This window comes from Citrobacter sp. 506 (genome assembly GCF_050434985.1).
In the GTDB taxonomy this organism is placed as follows: domain Bacteria; phylum Pseudomonadota; class Gammaproteobacteria; order Enterobacterales; family Enterobacteriaceae; genus Citrobacter; species Citrobacter braakii.
Genome location: NZ_JBNDJN010000001.1, coordinates 560,107 through 578,129 on the forward strand (window position 1 = coordinate 560,107; position 18,023 = coordinate 578,129).

Consider the following 18,023-nt stretch of genomic DNA (forward strand, 5'->3'; position numbering starts at 1 on the left):
TTATTTTTTGCGAACTACATTAACGGTTTGAAGCGCAAGTGTAGATATTATTTATATTATAAATGGAGTACTACAATGAATAAATTCTCCCTTTCTACAGCAGGTATTCTGGTCGCAGCGCTGTTAACCAGTGTCAGCGTCAATGCAGCAACTGATAACGCTAAAACTGAAGTGACTCCAAAAGGCATGAATTGCCAGGAGTTTATTGATTTGAACCCGCAAACTATGGCCCCGGTGGCTTTCTGGGTGCTCAATGAAGACGAAGATTTCAAGGGTGGCGATTACGTAGACTATAACGAAACCGTGACTACTGCAGTTCCTCTGACCGTTGAACTTTGTAAAAAACATCCGCAGAGCGAATTAAGCAAAATAAAAGACGAAATCAAAAAAGAATTATCCAAATAAGATTAAGTCATTATTAAAACCCAGCCAAAGTGCTGGGTTTTGCTATTTGTGACAATGTCACCTATTTATTTTGTGATACTTAAGAAAACTTTATAAAGATATAAACGCCTGTGCCGATACTGGATAAAAGTTAGCCTTTTGCAGAAGGAGTTTGTATGGCCTGGTATCCTACTCGTATTTCAACGCGTTTAACCATCGGCGGCATTCTGCTGCTTGCAGTCACGACCCTTGTTATTGTGGTGATTATGCTCTGGCGTGGCCAACCGCGCGTCGTTGAAATCAACACCGCCCTGATCGAAGAAACAGGGCAAGGTTTAACCCGTCAGTTGAGTACCGTATTGTCCCGAATTGAAGGTGAGACCGTTAGCTTGTCACGACTGGCTGAGGTGCTGCCAAATGATGAATCTCTTTATCAAAGCGTCGTTCCGCATCTGATTGGTGAAGATAAAGATTCAATTATTACCGGCGGCGGTATCTGGCCAGAACCAGACGCTTTCACCACAGGTGTGGAGAAAAGAAGCTTTTTCTGGGCGCGTAATGCTGAAGGTAAACTGGTGTATTCCAACGACTATAACGTCGAGGGGTCAAGCGGATACCACAATGAAAACTGGTATCAGCATGCTAAAGGGCATTCACAAAACAGTTGCTTATGGTCTGATGTCTACCAGGACGCCAGTTCAGGCGTCAACATGGTGACGTGCAGCGTACCTTATCAACTGGCGGGCAAGTTTGCCGGTGTCGCCACCACCGATATTCGCCTGGATAACGTAGCCACTTTCATGCAGCAGCAGGGAAACAGCACCGGTGGTTACGCGTTTGTGGTGGACAAGCAGGGACAAATCCTCTATTTCCCGCAGGCCGATCTGGCGAAATATAAAACCATTAACGATCTGGCGCAAAGCGCGCAATGGCTTATCCCGGTGGAAAACGGTCTGAAATCTCTGCGCCCAGCGGACGGGGTGAAAACGATTACGCTTGCAAATGATAACGTCCTGAATTCGGCTTCACGGGTGATGCTGTTCCCGATGGCGGATACCGGTTGGGTTGTTGGTCTTGCGACGCCTGAATCGCGTATCGTCGGCCTTGCCAAAGTGATGATGCAGGACGTGCTGGAAGTGTTGATCCCGATCATGACCCTGTTGCTGGTGGGATCCTGGCTGGTGGTTCGCCGACTGATTTCACGTCTCGATGATACCCGTCAGGCTCTCGATGACATTGCGCAGGGAGAAGGCGATCTTACCCGTCGCCTGGATGTGCGTGGCAAAGATGAGATTTCTGCTATCGCCGAAGCGTTTAACCTGTTCGTCGATAAAATCTCAGCCATCCTGATCACTGTCAGAAGCAGTAGCGTAGTGGTGGCGAATAACGCTGTCAGCCTGGCAGACAGTAATATGGAACTTTCATCTCGCGTGACGCAACAGGCCGCTGCGCTGGAAGAGAGTTCGGCGGCGATGGAACAGTTAAATGCGACCGTTCATCAAAATGCCAGTAATACACAACTGGCGGATGAGCTCTCTGATAGCACCGCGCAAACGGCCAACCGCTGCGGCGATGTTATGCAGGGTGTTATCTCTACAATGGATAATGTCAGTGCCTCATCCGGCAGAATGGTGGAAATTGTCGCGGTTATCGACAGCATTGCGTTCCAGACCAATATTCTCGCCCTGAATGCCGCGGTTGAAGCCGCCAGAGCAGGTGATGCCGGGAGAGGGTTTGCCGTTGTGGCCTCCGAAGTGCGTACGCTGGCCCAGCGCAGCGCCACCGCCGCGCAGGAAATAAAAGCATTGATTGACGAATCCGTTTCTCATGTAGGTAGCGGAAGTCAGCAAATTCACAATGCGGGCGAACGTCTGGGAGAGCTGGTCAGTAATGTACGTCAGGTACGTCAGTTAATGGGGGAAATACGCGTTGCGGGTGAAGAACAACGCAAGGGCGTTTCCGAAGTTACGCTGGCCGTTACCGAAATGGACAGCACCGTTCAGCAAAACGCCTCGTTAATAGATGATGCTGCCGCGCGAACGCAGGCGCTGAAAGAGGAGGCGGAACAGCTGGCGATGCTGGTCTCATCATTCAGATTGCCTGAGCCTTCAGTTGCCTGATGGATCGGTTAAGAGCGTCCGTATAACCGGACGCTCTTACGTTATAAATCCAATACGGACGACCATTAACGCCCCCAACGACTGCGAATATAGGTCACGGCTTCCTGCGTTTGCGGCTGATTAAGGTAATCTTCGCGAAACAAAATTGTGCCGTTAATGTGCGGTTCAGACTCGTTCAGATCGAGCTGTTTTTTCAGCTCCGGCACGCCGCCTTTAACCGTCCAGTCAGGTTCTTTTCGCGACGGCTCACCGACTTTGTACAACGCCACGCCAATATACAGGCGGGTGTTGGTTGATTTGACGACATCTGCCCACCATTTCGCCAACACATCGTAACGCGCCGCGTCGCGGGCAAAAGGCCAGTACAGCTGCGGGGCGATGTAGTCCAGCAAGCCTTGTTGCACCCAGCGGCGGGTGTCCGCATACGATTCATCATAGGCTGCCGCGCCGCGCGTGTCGGAGCCCGCCGGATCGTGCGAACGGTTGCGCCACACGCCCGCAGGGCTGACGCCAAATTCAACTTCAGGTTTGAGTTTCTTGATGGTTCGTGAAACCTGAGCGATCAGGCGTTGCGTGTTATCGCGCCGCCAGTCAGCTTTGGAGACAAATCCCTGGCCGTATCTTCTGAAGGTCTGGCTGTCGTTGAGCGCAGAGCCGGGAGACTCGGTATAGAAGTAATCATCGAATTGCACGCCGTCAACCGGGTAATTCTCAACCACTTCCGCCACGATACTGGTTATCCAGTCACTCACTTCGGGAATACCGGGATCTAACACAAAACGCTCGCCCGAGGTACGGATCCAGTCCCGATGCAGGACAAAAACGCTGGAAGGCGTCTGTGACAGCGTGTTGTTTAATTCGGTAACCGTCGCAGGTTTAGTGTTAACGGACACGCGGTAGGGGTTAAACCAGGCATGGACTTTCATTCCGCGTTTATGCGCTTCATCGAGCATAAACCGTAACGGATCGTAACCCGGATCCTGACCAATCTTACCGGTCAGGGTATCTGACCACGGCAAGATTGTAGAATGCCACAACGCAGTGGCATCGGGCTTCACCTGAAAAAAAACGGTGTTAATACCAAGACGTTTCAGGTTATCCAGCTTGTCCGTCAGCGCCTTTTGCTGCTGGCTGATACGAACGGCAGGCGAGCTGATGTTGACGGATGAAATCGGCGGCCAGTCAAGACGCGAAACCGTTGCCAGCCAGATACCGCGCACCGGCTCCTTGCTCTGCTGTGGTTTGCCCACCGGGGGCAGTGGGGTGATTTTTGAACCGGGCGGCTGTGAAGAACAACTGCCAAGTAGCAACATACTGCCTACGAGCAGCGCGAACCATTTCATGTTGGTTCGCGGCAGCCTGGCTCGGGAACGGGCGAGAATATTCGCCAGTTTTTTCTGATAATTTGCTGAAATAAAACCGGATGCTGACATCAGATTTTGCTCTTAATTCTTCTTGTTGCGGCTGTTAGCCCAGGGATCGAACGCCGGTTCGGTGGTGTTATTTGAGGCCAGATCATGCAGTGAATCCAGGTACAGCGCTTCAACTTCTGCCCGCGCCCAGGGCGTGCGGCGCAGAAACTTCAGACTGGATTTAACGCTCGGCTCATTTTTAAAGCAGTTGATATTAATGCGTTGCGCCAGCTCAGCCCAACCATAACGATCAACCAGTGCATTGACCTGCATTTCAAGCGTTACGCCATGTAAAGGGTCTTTAGAAATATGAGCATTCATATGAAGTCCAGTTCAGTGGTTCCAGATTTTGTCAGTAGTGCAACGGGAAGAAGGTTACAAGAAAGCGGGGCGACCAGCAATGGCATCTGTTCCTCAGGCTTTCATGATTAAGAAGTAAACATCAGCCAGACATTGCTGAAGAAAAGATCTGGATTAGATGCGTTCATTAATCTTAAGTGGGTATTTATACCTGGATTGTTACTTCAGCTTCTCTTTATTTATGTATTATTGCTACCATTCAACTATTAAAATTAAAAAACGAAAGATCTAAAAAAAACGAAAATAACATATCCATAATGTTAACTATTGATAAAATTAAAGTAACATTTAGTAAAACATGGATATTTTGTTTTTCATGGACGAGAGTTTACATATCATGATATAATATTGCGGAAAAATTTGCAGGCTATTAATCTGCATGTAATGTAAATGAATTTCTGAGGAGACTATTCCAGTGGGACGTAAATGGGCAAATATTGTTGCTAAAAAAACTGCTAAAGACGGTGCAACGTCTAATATATATGCAAAATTCGGTGTAGAAATCTATGCTGCTGCCAAACAAGGTGAACCAGACCCAGAATCAAACTCAGCTTTAAAATTCGTTATTGAACGTGCGAAACAAGCACAGGTTCCTAAACACGTTATTGATAAAGCAATTGATAAAGCCAAAGGCGGCAGCGATGAAACGTTCGTGCAAGGGCGTTACGAAGGCTTTGGTCCAAGTGGTTCACTGATTATCGCTGAAACGTTGACGTCAAATGTTAACCGTACGATTGCTAATGTCCGCTCAATTTTCAATAAAAAAGGCGGGAATATCGGAGCGGCAGGTGCTGTCAGCTATATGTTTGACAATACCGGGGTGATTGTATTTGCAGGAACAGATCCTGACCATATTTTTGAAATTTTGCTTAATGCTGATGTAGATGTTCGCGATGTAACCGAAGAAGAGGGAAACATCGTTATTTATACTGAATCTACAGACCTTCATAAAGGAATTGCAGCCCTGAAAGCCGCTGGGATTACTGAATTCTCAACAACAGAATTAGAAATGATTGCTCAATCAGAAGTTGAACTTTCACCAGAAGATTTAGAAATCTTTGCAGGACTCGTTGATGCCCTTGAAGATGACGATGATGTTCAAAAAGTCTATCACAACGTTGCAAACCTCTAATTATAAATAAAGGAATCTGTTATTGCGGCAGATCTTTAACTTATAAAGTTGTTACAAAAATATCTAGCCCGATACATTGATTATAAAAAAAGAAAAAATTTACGGTAGAAAATCAAAGTGACTGTCTGCTTTTGCTCAAGGCAGACAGTCATGTCCAGCAGTTTTCAGTCAGGATTAGCAGGTGGAGCTTTTCCAGGAATGAAAAAAACCGCTTCCTGGCTTCCTGACTCGAAGGCGACAACAGCTCTGACCTTATCGTTTTTCATCACTGTGTACCAACCGGAACCGCCAAACTGAGAATGGCTAACGAGGGATCTGCATTCGGGGTCATCTGACGAAAACTTGTTACCGTAGCAGATAAGGGAAGGGTAAGGATTTGATGGAACGGCGTCAGCTAAGGGGTATGAACTAAGCATCCATCAAATACCAAATTGCATTTAACATAATATACATTATGCGCACTGATGTTAAGTAAGGTAGAATCTGATGCTTTATGGTAATCCTTGTGCTGCTCGATAATGATGGCCAAACACTATTTTCGACCTGCGCCACATCACTCACTGAACATCAAAATTGATAACTGTAGTTCACGCAGGCAAACCACAGACATGCCAATCTGTCTTCCTGGCATATTTCTGCCCTTATCCTTCATTATCATATAATCTTCTAAATGAAATGGCTCACCGGCAAGGACTTATGCGGTCCTTTCTGCCTTTTTCTCTCATACTGGAGATTCATTCATGGCTGACTGGAACCCTTCGCTTTATCTGCAATATGAAACTGAACGTTCAAGACCCGCAGCGGAATTACTCAACAGAGTGGCGTTAGAGAGTATTCGTTCAGTTGTTGATCTTGGCTGTGGTCCGGGAAACAGCACGGCATTACTGCATCAGCGCTGGCCTTCGGCTGTAATAACCGGGGTTGATTCCTCACCCGCCATGCTGAATGAAGCGCGCAACGCATTACCGCAATGCCATTTTATTGAAGCGGATATCAGTCAGTTCCAGCCCGAGTATCCTGTGGATCTGCTTTACGCAAATGCGTCTTTACAATGGGTACCCGATCACTATGAACTATTGCCGAACCTGGTATCGCTGCTGGGTCGCAACGGCGTTCTGGCCGTGCAAATGCCGGATAACTGGCTGGAACCCACGCATGTTCTGATGCGCGAAGTGGCTTATGAACAGGGTTTCCCGGACCGGGGTCGTGCGCCACTTCCTGGCGTACATGCCTACTATGATATTTTGACCGAAACTGGCTGTGAGGTGGATATCTGGCGCACCACGTATTATCACATTATGGATTCTCATCAAGCAATTATCGACTGGGTAAGTTCTACAGGCCTGCGCCCCTGGTTACAGGATTTGAGAGAAAGCCAGCAACGTCAGTATCTGGCGCGCTACCACGAACTACTTCAGGAGCAATATCCACTGCAGGAAAATGGCAAAATTTTACTGGCATTTCCCCGATTGTTTATTGTTGCGCAACGCAATAATTAAGCATTTATCATCAGATAGATCACAGGAATAGAGGATCGCCTATGAGCGCCCTCGCCTTTTTAACATAAGGATCTAGTGACAATGCGAGGCATCTGCTAGTGTCTTGCCACGTGTTTCCGACGGGAGTTGTTATGTCTAAAGTCTACATTGGTGGGTGTCTTTGTGGTTCGATCCGCTTCACGGCCAGCAGTCCTAATAATTCCCATACCTGTTCCTGCGATATATGCCGGAAACATACGGGCGCACCGACCGTCGTCTGGATTGAGTTTGATGCGAAAAATGTGGAATGGACGGGAAAAGCCGGAAAACCGACAACCTGGCGCTCATCAGAAACGAGTTGTCGAGCCTTTTGCCCTCAGTGCGGCAGTTCCGTGGGCGCTATTGATGACGCCCCGGTAATTGCACTTTTAGCCGGGGCTTTTGATGACCCTAACGATGAAGACCTGGCGCCAGAGTTTCATTCGTTTTCCGATATGCAGCCAGCCTGGTGGCAAAACGAACGTAACTAAGTTAGTTGGTAATGCTTATCAGGCATGTGTTTTGCTGGCACATTTGTTTCATCGTTCATCTGCAGCAAATCGATTTCGATCGCATTGCAAATCGCATCCAGCGGCAGGTCATTGTTCTCTGTGCCAAACGGATCTTCAAGCTCTTCTGCAAGCGTGTCGAGCGAGATAAAAGTATAGGAAATAAGCACCGAGATAAACGGTGTCATATAGTGCAGATCCACCACTAACGCGAATGGCAGCATGATACAAAACAGGTATACCGTGCGATGAAGGATCAACGTATAAGCAAACGGGACCGGCGTATTCGCAATCCGCTCACAACCAGCCAGTACCGCAGACATATCGTTTAACCTATTGTTTAAACTATGAAATAATACGTCTGACAGTTGACCATTACGCCTGCGCACGGCCAACCACTCTCCCATCAACAACAAAATGCGGTTTGCTGGAGATTGTGAGGCAAATACCGTCTGCAGATCTTTCTCGCTGAGGTACTTCGCCAACGGCTCTGCCTGTGGCTTTCGACGTAAAGTCATGCGTAAACAGTGGGCAAACGCGATTTGCAGACGAACAAACTGCCCTAATTCGGCGTCGTCCGGTAAGGTGGTTTTTACCTCACGCAGTAGCGATCGGGAAGCAATCATCAACTGCCCCCACAGGTGTCGGGCCTCAACGTAACGTGAATAACAGGCGTTATTGCGAAAACCTAAAAAGATAGCAATCGCCACGCCGAGAATGCTGAATGGCGCCAGGGTGAATTTGATTCCCAGCATCGTATACCACGGAAGCATGATAATAACGGCGATGGAGAGCAGGAAGTTCAGCAGCAGTCGTGAAAAGATTTTGGATAATACCGACCCATGCCAGACGAATATCAGGCGTAGCCAGTGTTGTTGGGGGCGAACGATCATGGTTTTCTTCGGGAAAATGTGAAATCCATCACATTAGACGCGATCATGATCAATGTTGCAAGTTAATCGCAACATTAACTAAACAACTTTTGCTCTGCCAGAACCACCGCGCACCGGAGTTACAGAACGGTGTAGTTATTAATAAATAATAGTATGTTGTAACTAAAGAATGTTCTATAAAAAACCCGGCCTGAGCCGGGTTGTCTTCTTAGCACAATGGCTTAACGGCTTCACGCATGCCTTTGGCCAGAATGGTATCCAGATCGGCTGAAACCTGCTCCACGAGTCCGGAAACCTGAGTCAGATCCTGTTCCCAGTGTTCTTTAACGCCCAGTACCGATTTGACTAACTCTTCGGTGCTTATCTGGCGGTCATGATGCTGGGACCACAGCTGTTGAAAACGTGCCACCCAGTGCGCATCATCCTGGACCGGATAAGCCTCACCGTTACGCTCTCCACGATAGAAAGCAATCAGCGCGGCAAGCGCAAACGTCAGGCGCGCCGGCAGTTTACCGCTGGCCTGTTGCCCTGCCAGCAGCTGCGGCAAAATACGGGTACGGAATTTAGTCATGCCGTTCAGGGCAATCGACAGCAACTGATGCTTGATGTACGGATTGCAGAATCGACCGGTCACCGCACTGGCGAAAGACGCCAGCTCATCGCGGGGTAAATCCAGTACCGGAATGATCTCTTCATAAATCGCTTTTTCAACGAAGGCGCAAATCTCTGCGTCATTCATCGCCTCACCCACGGTGTCCAGCCCTGCCTGCCAGGCAACGGGAACCAGTGCGGTGTGTGCGCCGTTGAGAATCGCCACTTTCCGTTCTTTGTACGGTTTGATGTCATCAACAATCAGGACATTGAGCGGATACTTATCCAGACGCAGTTCTGCAGCTAATGACTTCGGTCCCTGAATAACGAACAGATAGAAGTGTTCTGCAGTGTCGAGGAAGGCATCGTGATAGCCCAACTCAGCTTCCAGTTTCTCCACTTCGTCACGCGGATAACCGGTAACAATGCGGTCCACCAGCGTGGAGCAAAATGCGTTGGCCTGATCCAGCCACTGAATAAATGCCTCTGGCAGCGCCCACTCCTGAGCGTAGCGCAGGACCAGTTCACGCAGCGCATCACCATTGTAATCAATCAGTTCGCAAGGAATGATAATCCAGCCTTTATCCGACGCGCCATTAAAATGGCTGAAGCGTTCGAACAACAGTCGGGTCAGTTTAGCCGGATAACTCACCGCCGGTGCATCCTCAAACTTATCGCCCGCGTGGTAGCTGATGCCCGCTTCAGTCGTGTTGGAGAACACAAAACGCATATCTGGATTATGCGCCAGCTTCAGGAACTCATCGTATTCGCTATAGACGCTGATTTCACGGTTAACCGAACGGATCAAACGGGCATCGCTTACGGCCTCGCCCTTCTCATTCAAACCACGAATGATGGTGGTATAAAGACCATCCTGCGTACTCAGCGATGGCGGGAAGGTACTTTCGATGGGACGAACAATGACTACACCAGCGTTCAGATCGGTATGTTCGTTCAGCAAATCGACTTGCCAGTCAACAAAGGCGCGCAGGAAGTTTCCTTCACCAAACTGAATAATGCGTTCAGGATACTGAGCACCGGGGAAATCGCGACGATTTAGTGTTTGCACAATGGGTTCCCTTTTTAATTAGTCATACAACCTGATTGAATTGGTCCAATAGGTTAGCAAACTTTAATACATTGAAACCCTGTTTTGATCAATCCCCGGCGACAAATTAGAGAGTTTTGTAGAAAAGTGTGGTCCCGGTCAGCTTCCCGTCAGGCATTTTTGCATAGTCCGGTATCACCCCTACTTTTTGCCATCCACAATTGTGGTAGAACAACTCAGCGCTGCTGCCCGTCGCTGTATCAAGCACCAGCAGCGTTTTCCCTTGCTGACGCGCGCAGTTTTCGAGTTCGTTCATCAACGTCCGGGCAACACCACCGCGCCGCGCTGAGGGGTGAACCAGCAGCTTGGCGACATCAGCACGATGAGGTTGGTTTTCGGGTTGATCGATAATGAGCTGGACGGTACCGACAAGCACCCCCTGTGCGTTCTGCGTACCCAGAACAATCCTTTCTCCACGGTCAACGCTTTGCGCGACACTTATCCAGAAAGGCCGTGATTTATCACCACTAAAAGGGAGCATAAAGCTGACAGAGGCACCATCATTGACGCATGTTTCAAGGATATCGCTGAACTCACCGATTCTCGACAGAATCTGGGCCGCGCTCAGCACAAAGCAGGGTTTACAGGAAGCCATTTTTTTCTCCTTAGAATGACCCCTTCATACTGCTTTTAACAATTACACAACACAAGGAGTCATATCATAGGATTATGTTATCTATGGCTTGTTCATCTGGATCACTAGCCAGTGATAGATAACCGTGACAACGTAACGCTGCTGTTCATCGTTTAACGCCACCCCCTGAGGGATATCATGCCATTTCGCCAGACATCCCCGACAACAGGTCGCCGTAGCATGTTGAGCGATAAATACCGGATGCCCGCGCATGGGTGTCTGCTTACCGTCATTGGCAGGAAACGCGGGTGCCAGCCGTTTGGCAATAAAATCCGTGGCGTGTTGTTCGATAACCGGCGCGCCTTTATCCAGACAATACTGCCTTTCTTTCTGGCCAAGGCGAAACCGCGAGCGAAACGTTGATTTCGCCAGCCGGGCAAAAAGAGGATCGAGCGTGTTCATCAGTAAACCGAGCGCCCCAGTTGTTGCGTTAGTTGCTCCAGCACGGCGATACCCGCCAGCGAATTTCCCGCCGCATCCAGTTCCGGACTCCAGACGGCAATCGCCATCTCGTGAGGCACGATAGCCACGATACCGCCCCCCACACCAGATTTCGCCGGTAAGCCCACTCGCCAGGCAAATTCCCCTGCGTTCTGATACATGCCACTGGTCGCCATCAGCGCGTTGATCTGCCGGGCTTGCATAGGCGTCACCACGGGCTCTGCAAGATGAAAAGCATGTCCCTGATTCGCCAGAAAGACGAACGTGCGGGCCAGCTCTACACAGCTCATTTTCAGTGCGCAGTAGTGAAAGTAATTTTGCAAAACGGTGGTCACGTCATGGTGAAAATTGCCAAAGGACTTCATTAGCCAGGCAATAGCCGCGTTACGCGCCGAGTGCTCAAACTCAGAACGCGCCACCGTCGCATCATAGGCGATATCCGAAACGCCGCTTAGCGCCCGTACCACTTCCAGCATCCGTTGACGCGGTGCGCTCAGACGTCCTTGCAGCATATCGCAAACCACCAGCGCCCCGGCGTTGATAAAGGGATTGCGTGGGATGCCTTGCTCCATTTCCAACTGCACCAGGGAATTAAAAGGATGCCCGGAAGGATCCTTGCCGACGCGTTGCCAGATCTCATCTTCCTGATAGTGACGCATCGCCACGACCAGACTGAGCACCTTTGAAATTGACTGAATAGAAAAGCGCTCTTGCGCATCCCCCGCCTGATAGTGCTGTCCATCGACGGTGCAAATAGCAATACCCAGTTTTGAACCGTCGACAGAAGCTAAGGCAGGAATGTAATCAGCGACTTTACCCTGACCAATCAGCGGACGAACCTGCTGCACAATGGTCTCTAAAATTGAATTGTCCATGGCCCTGGCCACAACATGCTCCTTGCTCGCAGGTATGAAAGGCCTGCGAGTATAACAGAGCTGAATACGCAGCGTCAGGCCGGAAGGCGGAATCTGGCCACGGTCTGCATGAGCGGGTGAGATTCATGCCGTAGACAGAAATATTGCAGAATTAAGGCCGGTGCCCCCGTCGGAGGCACCCACACCATCAGAGGCGGTTTTTCCAGACGGTCTGTACATTACAAAACTCATGCAGACCAAAGTGTGAAAGCTCGCGGCCAAAACCACTTTTCTTCACGCCGCCAAAAGCAACGCGGGCATCGCTGGCGCTGTAACCATTGATAAATACGCCCCCACACTCCAGGCGTGACGCCATCTTCTGCGCCAGAGCTTCATCCGCGGTGAACACCGTGGCTGATAAGCCGAAATCACTGTCATTAGCCAGCGCTAAGGCATGTTCCGCATTCTTTGCAACGGTAATCGCTGCAACCGGGCCAAACAGCTCCTGACGAAAAGCCGTCATCTCCGGGGTGACATCACCCAGAACCGTCACGGCATAGTAATTGCCCTGACCCGCGATTTTTTCCCCGCCGAGAAGTAACCGCGCGCCTTCGGCAAGGGAGGCTTCGACCTGCTGATGCAGCTCATCGCGCAGATCAAATCTTGCCATCGGACCCAGATCGTTTTCTTCGTTCAGCGGGTCACCCATTTTGAGCGCGCTCGCGGCCGCCACAAAACGAGCCGTAAATTCTGCTGCAATTCCTTCTTCGATAATAAAGCGCTTTGCTGCCGCACAAACCTGTCCGGTGTTCTGATAACGACCGGCGACCGCCGCCTTAACGGCCAGATCGAGGTCAGCATCATTAAGGACAATAAACGGATCGGAACCCCCCAGTTCAAGCACGCATTTTTTCAGCGCCGCCCCCGCCTGAGCACCAATCGCCGCACCAGCTCGAACGCTGCCCGTCACCGTTACCGCCGCGATACGCGGGTCATTGATCATCTGACTTACCCCGGCGTTATCGGCATTCACCCAACCATAAACACCCGCGGGAACGCCCGCATCAGCAAAAACCTGCGCGATAATCGCGGCACAGCCGGTTACGTTTGGCGCATGCTTTAACAGATAGCCATTTCCGGCCAGCAGAATTGGAATGGCGCCGCGAAGTACCTGCCAGAGCGGGAAGTTCCACGGCATGATCGCCAGAATAGTTCCAACGGGGCGATACTCAATCACCGCCTGGTTGTTCTCCACCAGCGTAGGTTCCGGGTTGAGCATCGCCGGTCCATGTTCGGCGTACCAGTCACACAATGCGGCTGATTTGGCAACTTCACCACGCGCCTGCTTGATGGGTTTCCCCATTTCACGTGAGATACACTGCGCCATCTCTTCGGCGCGATGACGCAGAGCCTGCCCGATATGACGCAGCGTTTGCGCACGCTGCTCAACGGCAGTGTGTTTCCATTCACTGTAGCCATTCGCTGCAAGGCTCAGCGCATGTGCAATCTCTTCAGTACTGGCCCACGGCATTGCCGCCAACCTTTCACCGTTGGTAGGGTTAACGGAAATCGCATGTGTTGCTGCTGTGATAGTCATAAGTGCCTCTCTTTATCGCAGGGTATGGTCATATCATGCGCATATTTACTCTTTCTGAAAAATGAATAATATTAACCACACCATTCACGAACAGAGAATATTATGGATCTGACGCAACTGGAAATGTTCAACGCCGTCGCGGAGACAGGCAGTATTACGCAGGCCGCCGCGAAGGTGCATCGCGTGCCATCCAATCTCACCACCCGTATTCGCCAGCTTGAAGCCGACCTTGGCGTCGATCTGTTTATTCGTGAAAATCAGCGTTTGCGGCTTTCCCCGTCCGGGCACAATTTTTTACGCTACAGCCAGCGGATCCTCGCCCTGGTTGACGAGGCGAGAATGGTCGTCGCCGGCGATGAACCGCAGGGATTGTTCTCTCTTGGCTCGCTCGAAAGTACTGCCGCTGTGCGGATCCCCGCCACGCTGGCTGAATATAATCAGCGTTACCCCAAAATTCAGTTTGCGCTGGCGACAGGTCCTTCAGGCACGATGCTGGACGGCGTACTCGACGGGACGCTGAACGCCGCCTTTGTCGACGGCCCAATTACTCATCCAGGTCTTGAAGGAATGCCGGTCTACCGTGAAGAGATGATGATAGTCACTCCGCACGGTCATCCCCCTATCCAGCGGGCCAGCGACGTTAACGGTTGCAGCATTTACGCCTTTCGCGCCAACTGTTCCTATCGTCGCCATTTTGAAAGCTGGTTTCATGCCGATCGCGCAATGCCTGGCACCATTCATGAAATGGAGTCGTATCACGGCATGCTGGCTTGCGTCATTGCCGGTGCGGGTATCGCGCTGATACCGCGTTCGATGCTGGAGAGCATGCCAGGACACCATCAGGTCCACGCCTGGCCGCTAAGCGAAAACTGGCGCTGGCTGAATACGTGGCTGGTCTGGCGCAGAGGGGCAATGACGAGGCAACTGGAAGCGTTTATTGAGGTATTGAACCCTCAGTTGTCGAAAAGCACGGAATAATGCGCGATTCTCAAACAACACCATAAATAGCGTTCCGGGTGAATTCACACGCCCGGAATTTCATTAATAATGAAACAGTTAAAATTACGCGGAATGTTCGGCAGTCAATTTTGCCACCCAGTCAATGAAATGGGATCTGCATCACGAAATGATTGTATTTTAGCCAGCAAAAGTTTTAAGATCGTGGCCTTACCTTTTCGCAGCTAATCCACCTAATTGATATGACAACAGACACTGTTTCCCGCAAGGTCGCGTGGCTTCGGGTAGTTACGCTTGCCATTGCCGGTTTTATTTTCAATACCACTGAGTTTGTCCCTGTCGGTTTGTTATCCGACATCGCACAAAGTTTTAATATGCAGACCGCTCAGGTCGGGATCATGCTGACGATCTACGCCTGGGTTGTCGCCCTGATGTCGCTGCCTTTCATGCTGCTTACCAGCCAGGTAGAACGCCGCAAACTTCTGATCTGCCTGTTTGTCGTTTTTATCGCCAGCCACGTTCTCTCTTTCCTGGCATGGAATTTTACCGTGCTGGTGATCAGCCGTATTGGTATTGCTTTTGCCCACGCTATTTTCTGGTCGATCACCGCATCGCTGGCGATTCGCCTGGCTCCTGCCGGGAAACGCGCGCAGGCTCTCAGCCTGATTGCGACCGGCACCGCGCTGGCGATGGTGCTGGGCCTGCCTATCGGGCGCATCGTTGGTCAGTATTTTGGCTGGCGTACTACCTTCTTCGCCATCGGTATGGGGGCGTTAGTCACCCTACTTTGCTTGATTAAGCTCCTGCCAAAATTACCCAGTGAGCATTCCGGTTCATTAAAAAGCCTGCCGGTTTTATTCCGCCGTCCGGCATTGATGAGCCTGTATCTGCTGACGGTGATTGTGGTCACCGCGCATTACACGGCCTACAGCTATATCGAACCGTTTGTACAGACCGTCGCCGGGCTGAGCGCAAACTTTGCCACCGTGCTGCTGCTGGTTCTGGGTGGCGCAGGTATTGTCGGTAGCGTCATTTTTGGCAAGCTGGGTAATCAACATGCTTCCGTATTGATTAGTAGCGCCATTGCCCTGCTGACGGTGTGCCTGGTGCTGTTACTGCCCGCAGCGGACAGCGAAATGCATCTGGCCGTCCTGAGTATATTCTGGGGCATCGCCATTATGTTGATAGGCCTGGGTATGCAGGTCAAAGTGCTGGCGCTGGCCCCGGATGCCACCGACGTCGCAATGGCCCTTTTCTCTGGTATCTTTAATATCGGGATAGGCGCTGGCGCGCTGGTGGGAAATCAGGTGAGTCTGCACTGGTCAATGTCTACGATTGGTTACGTAGGTGCAGTGCCTGCGGTTGTGGCGTTCATATGGTCGGTGATTATCTTCCGTAAATGGCCAGTATCACTGGAAGAGCAGCCTCAGCATTCATAAAAGCGTGCCCGGTAGACAATACCGGGCACGTTGTTTTAAGCGTAAGTTTTAATGATTTCCAGCACGCCGTTAATAATAAACTGCACGCCCATACATACCAGCAGGAAGCCCATCAGTCGGGAGATCGCCTCAATACCGCCTTTGCCGACCAGGCGCATGATCCCGCCAGAACTGCGCAAACAGCCCCACAGGATAACCCCGACCACGGCAAAAATAATCGGCGGTGCGACCATTATCACCCAGTCCGGGAACTCAGCCCCATGACGCACGGTGGACGCCGAGCTGATGATCATTGCAATCGTACCCGGACCCGCGGTGCTTGGCATGGCCAGCGGAACAAATGCAATATTGGCAGTCGGTTCATCTTCCAGTTCTTCTGATTTGCTTCTCGCTTCCGGAGAGTCATGTGCCTTCTGCTGTGGAAACAACATTCGAAAGCCGATAAACGCAACGATTAACCCGCCCGCGATACGTAACCCGGGAATCGAAATCCCGAAGGTATTCATCACCAGTTGTCCGGCATAATACGCCACCATCATGATGGCAAACACGTAAACGGACGCCATGAGTGACTGACGGTTACGCTCTGCGCTGTTCATGTTGCCGGCAAGGCCGAGGAACAACGCCACGGTGGTTAACGGGTTTGCCAACGGTAACAGGACTACCAGCCCCAGTCCTATTGCTTTAAACAAGTCCATCATAATGTCATCTTTCCTGTGCGTTAATCGTCAACGGCAAGTATACGGTGAAATCCGGGAGATAAGCCATTTTCGCGGTGTAAGGATTCATTTTTCATCCGCACGTATAAACCATAATTTTCAAACCGTTAAAATTCCACTCGCCAGATATTGAGTCTGATGATTTAGCAAAACGTGGCATTTGCTGACCCATTCATTTGACTTATATTTGCCTAAGCAATAATATCAGCCGTGACTAACTACTTGCCAGGGCAACCATTGTGAAAAGCACCAGTGATCTGTTTAACGAAATCATCCCACTGGGTCGTTTGATCTACATGGTTAATCAGAAAAAAGATCGTTTGCTAAACGACTATCTGTCACCGCTGGATATCACGGCATCACAGTTCAAGGTGCTCTGCTCCATCCGTTGCGCGGTGTGTATTACCCCTGTCGAATTGAAAAAAGTGCTGTCTGTCGATCTCGGCGCCCTGACGCGGATGCTGGACAGGCTGGCCTGTAAAGGCTGGATAGAAAGGCTTCCGAATCCACATGACAAGCGAGGCGTGCTGGTGAAACTCACCGAGCATGGCGCGGCAATTTGCGAGCAGTGTCATCAATTAGTAGGGCAAGACCTGCACCAGGAACTAACAAAAAACTTAACGGCGGATGAAGTGACCACGCTTGAGCATTTGCTTAAGAAAATCCTGCCGTAAACAGAAAGAGGTATGACGATGTCCAGACGCAATACTGACACAATCACTATTCATAGCATTTTGGACTGGATCGAAAATAACCTTGAATCGCCGCTCTCGCTGGAAAAGGTGTCAGAGCGTTCAGGTTACTCCAAATGGCACCTGCAACGGATGTTTAAAAAAGAAACCGGTCATTCACTGGGTCAATACATCCGTAGCCGTAAAATGACTGAAATAGCGCAAAAATTAAAAGAGAGTAACGAGCCGATCCTTTATCTGGCGGAGCGTTACGGTTTTGAGTCCCAGCAAACGCTGACCCGGACATTCAAAAACTATTTTGATGTTCCGCCGCATAAATACCGTATGACGAATATGCACGGCGAATCACGCTATTTGCTGCCACTCAATCAATGTAATTGCTAATCGCCAGTTAACGACGTAACCGAGGAAATCATGAAACTTCTGTCTTATGCGATGCTGGCCCTGCTGTATGTTGTTTCGGGCCAGAGCATGGCGGAACAGACCGCGCAACCTGCCACACAAAACAGTCGTGACGCGATGATTATGCCGCCTGCGCACGATCGGTCCCCGTTCGATTTTAATCATATGGGTGCAGGCAGCGACAAATCCGACGAATTAGGTGTGCCTTATTACAATATGCGCAACCTGTAATTTTTTTGCCCCGTCACTGCGGGGCTTTTTT

At 50.2% G+C, this 18,023-nt stretch carries 19 protein-coding genes and 1 pseudogene; 10 read left to right on the plus strand and 10 right to left on the minus strand.

Annotated elements, in window-relative coordinates; genetic code table 11:
• Positions 1-75: 75 nt before the first annotated feature.
• Positions 76-405 (plus strand): acid-activated periplasmic chaperone HdeB, encoded by a 330-nt coding sequence (hdeB, locus tag ABIE10_RS02810; protein WP_003019999.1) that lies wholly within the window; start codon positions 76-78, stop codon positions 403-405.
• A 155-nt stretch (positions 406-560) separates the two neighbouring features.
• Entirely contained in the window at positions 561-2,504 is a 1,944-nt protein-coding gene (locus ABIE10_RS02815) for a methyl-accepting chemotaxis protein (protein WP_279272922.1), read from the plus strand.
• Positions 2,505-2,569: 65 nt separating this feature from the next.
• Here the strand turns inward: ABIE10_RS02815 and ABIE10_RS02820 are convergent, their stop codons facing one another.
• Both ABIE10_RS02820 and ABIE10_RS02825 read right to left on the minus strand, forming a co-directional pair.
• Positions 2,570-3,937: a glycoside hydrolase family 10 protein gene (locus ABIE10_RS02820; RefSeq protein WP_429154662.1), complete on the minus strand. Its 1,368-nt coding sequence runs from the start codon at positions 3,935-3,937 to the stop codon at positions 2,570-2,572.
• 12 nt (positions 3,938-3,949) lie between these two features.
• Positions 3,950-4,237, minus strand: coding sequence for a VF530 family DNA-binding protein (locus ABIE10_RS02825; RefSeq protein WP_016153085.1), 288 nt, complete (start codon positions 4,235-4,237; stop codon positions 3,950-3,952).
• A gap of 454 nt (positions 4,238-4,691) precedes the next feature.
• Between ABIE10_RS02825 and ABIE10_RS02830 the strand changes: the two genes are divergently transcribed.
• Positions 4,692-5,408 (plus strand): YebC/PmpR family DNA-binding transcriptional regulator, encoded by a 717-nt coding sequence (locus tag ABIE10_RS02830; RefSeq protein ID WP_016153084.1) that lies wholly within the window; start codon positions 4,692-4,694, stop codon positions 5,406-5,408.
• Between the two features lie 176 nt (positions 5,409-5,584).
• Here the strand turns inward: ABIE10_RS02830 and ABIE10_RS02835 are convergent.
• Positions 5,585-5,719, minus strand: a pseudogene (locus ABIE10_RS02835) (alpha/beta hydrolase); the annotation flags it as partial.
• Between the two features lie 429 nt (positions 5,720-6,148).
• Here ABIE10_RS02835 and tam point away from each other — a divergent pair.
• Both tam and ABIE10_RS02845 read left to right on the plus strand, forming a co-directional pair.
• Positions 6,149-6,907, plus strand: a complete 759-nt coding sequence (gene tam / locus ABIE10_RS02840) for a trans-aconitate 2-methyltransferase (RefSeq protein ID WP_429154664.1) — start codon at positions 6,149-6,151, stop codon at positions 6,905-6,907.
• 131 nt (positions 6,908-7,038) lie between these two features.
• On the plus strand, positions 7,039-7,416 hold the full coding sequence (locus ABIE10_RS02845) for a GFA family protein (protein ID WP_047500428.1): 378 nt from the start codon (positions 7,039-7,041) through the stop codon (positions 7,414-7,416).
• Here the strand turns inward: ABIE10_RS02845 and ABIE10_RS02850 are convergent.
• The 6 genes from ABIE10_RS02850 to sad form a co-directional block, all read right to left on the minus strand.
• On the minus strand, positions 7,413-8,327 hold the full coding sequence (locus tag ABIE10_RS02850; protein ID WP_429154666.1) for a bestrophin family protein: 915 nt from the start codon (positions 8,325-8,327) through the stop codon (positions 7,413-7,415). The two genes, ABIE10_RS02845 and ABIE10_RS02850, sit on opposite strands and share 4 nt — an antisense overlap.
• A 208-nt stretch (positions 8,328-8,535) precedes the next feature.
• The gene (locus tag ABIE10_RS02855; protein ID WP_016156489.1) at positions 8,536-9,987 is read right to left on the minus strand and encodes a tagaturonate reductase; all 1,452 of its coding nucleotides are present in this window, start codon (positions 9,985-9,987) and stop codon (positions 8,536-8,538) included.
• A 106-nt stretch (positions 9,988-10,093) separates the two neighbouring features.
• The gene (locus ABIE10_RS02860) at positions 10,094-10,621 is read right to left on the minus strand and encodes a GNAT family N-acetyltransferase (RefSeq protein ID WP_153690369.1); all 528 of its coding nucleotides are present in this window, start codon (positions 10,619-10,621) and stop codon (positions 10,094-10,096) included.
• Positions 10,622-10,702: 81 nt separating this feature from the next.
• Positions 10,703-11,062, minus strand: coding sequence for a DUF4186 domain-containing protein (locus tag ABIE10_RS02865; protein ID WP_016153078.1), 360 nt, complete (start codon positions 11,060-11,062; stop codon positions 10,703-10,705).
• The gene (gene glsB, locus ABIE10_RS02870; RefSeq protein ID WP_016153077.1) at positions 11,062-11,988 is read right to left on the minus strand and encodes a glutaminase B; all 927 of its coding nucleotides are present in this window, start codon (positions 11,986-11,988) and stop codon (positions 11,062-11,064) included. Before glsB ends, ABIE10_RS02865 begins: the two co-directional genes overlap by 1 nt.
• 175 nt (positions 11,989-12,163) lie before the next feature.
• Complete coding sequence (gene sad / locus ABIE10_RS02875) at positions 12,164-13,552, minus strand: succinate-semialdehyde dehydrogenase (protein ID WP_131405913.1); 1,389 nt, start codon at positions 13,550-13,552, stop codon at positions 12,164-12,166.
• 102 nt (positions 13,553-13,654) lie between these two features.
• Between sad and ptrR the strand changes: the two genes are divergently transcribed.
• Both ptrR and ABIE10_RS02885 read left to right on the plus strand, forming a co-directional pair.
• Positions 13,655-14,530 carry a putrescine utilization regulator PtrR gene (gene ptrR, locus ABIE10_RS02880; protein ID WP_016153075.1) on the plus strand — a complete coding sequence of 292 codons (876 nt, stop codon included), beginning with the start codon at positions 13,655-13,657 and terminating at the stop codon, positions 14,528-14,530.
• A 221-nt stretch (positions 14,531-14,751) separates the two neighbouring features.
• Positions 14,752-15,948, plus strand: coding sequence for a sugar transporter (locus tag ABIE10_RS02885; protein WP_019076778.1), 1,197 nt, complete (start codon positions 14,752-14,754; stop codon positions 15,946-15,948).
• Between the two features lie 35 nt (positions 15,949-15,983).
• On the opposite strand, the gene ABIE10_RS02890 is transcribed toward ABIE10_RS02885, so the two are convergent.
• Positions 15,984-16,649, minus strand: coding sequence for a MarC family NAAT transporter (locus ABIE10_RS02890; protein ID WP_016153073.1), 666 nt, complete (start codon positions 16,647-16,649; stop codon positions 15,984-15,986).
• 257 nt (positions 16,650-16,906) lie between these two features.
• On the opposite strand from ABIE10_RS02890, the gene marR reads away from it, so the two are divergent.
• The 3 genes from marR to marB are packed head-to-tail and all read left to right on the plus strand — an operon-like array spanning position 16,907 to position 17,992.
• Positions 16,907-17,341, plus strand: a complete 435-nt coding sequence (marR, locus tag ABIE10_RS02895) for a multiple antibiotic resistance transcriptional regulator MarR (RefSeq protein ID WP_016156485.1) — start codon at positions 16,907-16,909, stop codon at positions 17,339-17,341.
• A gap of 18 nt (positions 17,342-17,359) precedes the next feature.
• Entirely contained in the window at positions 17,360-17,743 is a 384-nt protein-coding gene (marA, locus tag ABIE10_RS02900) for an MDR efflux pump AcrAB transcriptional activator MarA (protein WP_003032424.1), read from the plus strand.
• A 30-nt stretch (positions 17,744-17,773) separates the two neighbouring features.
• Positions 17,774-17,992: a multiple antibiotic resistance protein MarB gene (gene marB, locus ABIE10_RS02905; protein WP_016153071.1), complete on the plus strand. Its 219-nt coding sequence runs from the start codon at positions 17,774-17,776 to the stop codon at positions 17,990-17,992.
• The last annotated feature ends 31 nt before the right edge of the window (positions 17,993-18,023 follow it).

Coding starts and splice junctions, on each gene's coding strand:
- hdeB (WP_003019999.1), top strand. CDS start 76: ATGAATAAATTCTCCCTTTCTACAGCAGGTATTCTGGTCGCAGCGCTG.
- ABIE10_RS02815 (WP_279272922.1), top strand. CDS start 561: ATGGCCTGGTATCCTACTCGTATTTCAACGCGTTTAACCATCGGCGGC.
- ABIE10_RS02820 (WP_429154662.1), bottom strand. CDS start 3,937: ATGTCAGCATCCGGTTTTATTTCAGCAAATTATCAGAAAAAACTGGCG.
- ABIE10_RS02825 (WP_016153085.1), bottom strand. CDS start 4,237: ATGAATGCTCATATTTCTAAAGACCCTTTACATGGCGTAACGCTTGAA.
- tam (WP_429154664.1), top strand. CDS start 6,149: ATGGCTGACTGGAACCCTTCGCTTTATCTGCAATATGAAACTGAACGT.
- ABIE10_RS02845 (WP_047500428.1), top strand. CDS start 7,039: ATGTCTAAAGTCTACATTGGTGGGTGTCTTTGTGGTTCGATCCGCTTC.
- ABIE10_RS02850 (WP_429154666.1), bottom strand. CDS start 8,327: ATGATCGTTCGCCCCCAACAACACTGGCTACGCCTGATATTCGTCTGG.
- ABIE10_RS02860 (WP_153690369.1), bottom strand. CDS start 10,621: ATGGCTTCCTGTAAACCCTGCTTTGTGCTGAGCGCGGCCCAGATTCTG.
- ABIE10_RS02865 (WP_016153078.1), bottom strand. CDS start 11,062: ATGAACACGCTCGATCCTCTTTTTGCCCGGCTGGCGAAATCAACGTTT.
- sad (WP_131405913.1), bottom strand. CDS start 13,552: ATGACTATCACAGCAGCAACACATGCGATTTCCGTTAACCCTACCAAC.
- ptrR (WP_016153075.1), top strand. CDS start 13,655: ATGGATCTGACGCAACTGGAAATGTTCAACGCCGTCGCGGAGACAGGC.
- ABIE10_RS02885 (WP_019076778.1), top strand. CDS start 14,752: ATGACAACAGACACTGTTTCCCGCAAGGTCGCGTGGCTTCGGGTAGTT.
- ABIE10_RS02890 (WP_016153073.1), bottom strand. CDS start 16,649: ATGATGGACTTGTTTAAAGCAATAGGACTGGGGCTGGTAGTCCTGTTA.
- marA (WP_003032424.1), top strand. CDS start 17,360: ATGTCCAGACGCAATACTGACACAATCACTATTCATAGCATTTTGGAC.
- marB (WP_016153071.1), top strand. CDS start 17,774: ATGAAACTTCTGTCTTATGCGATGCTGGCCCTGCTGTATGTTGTTTCG.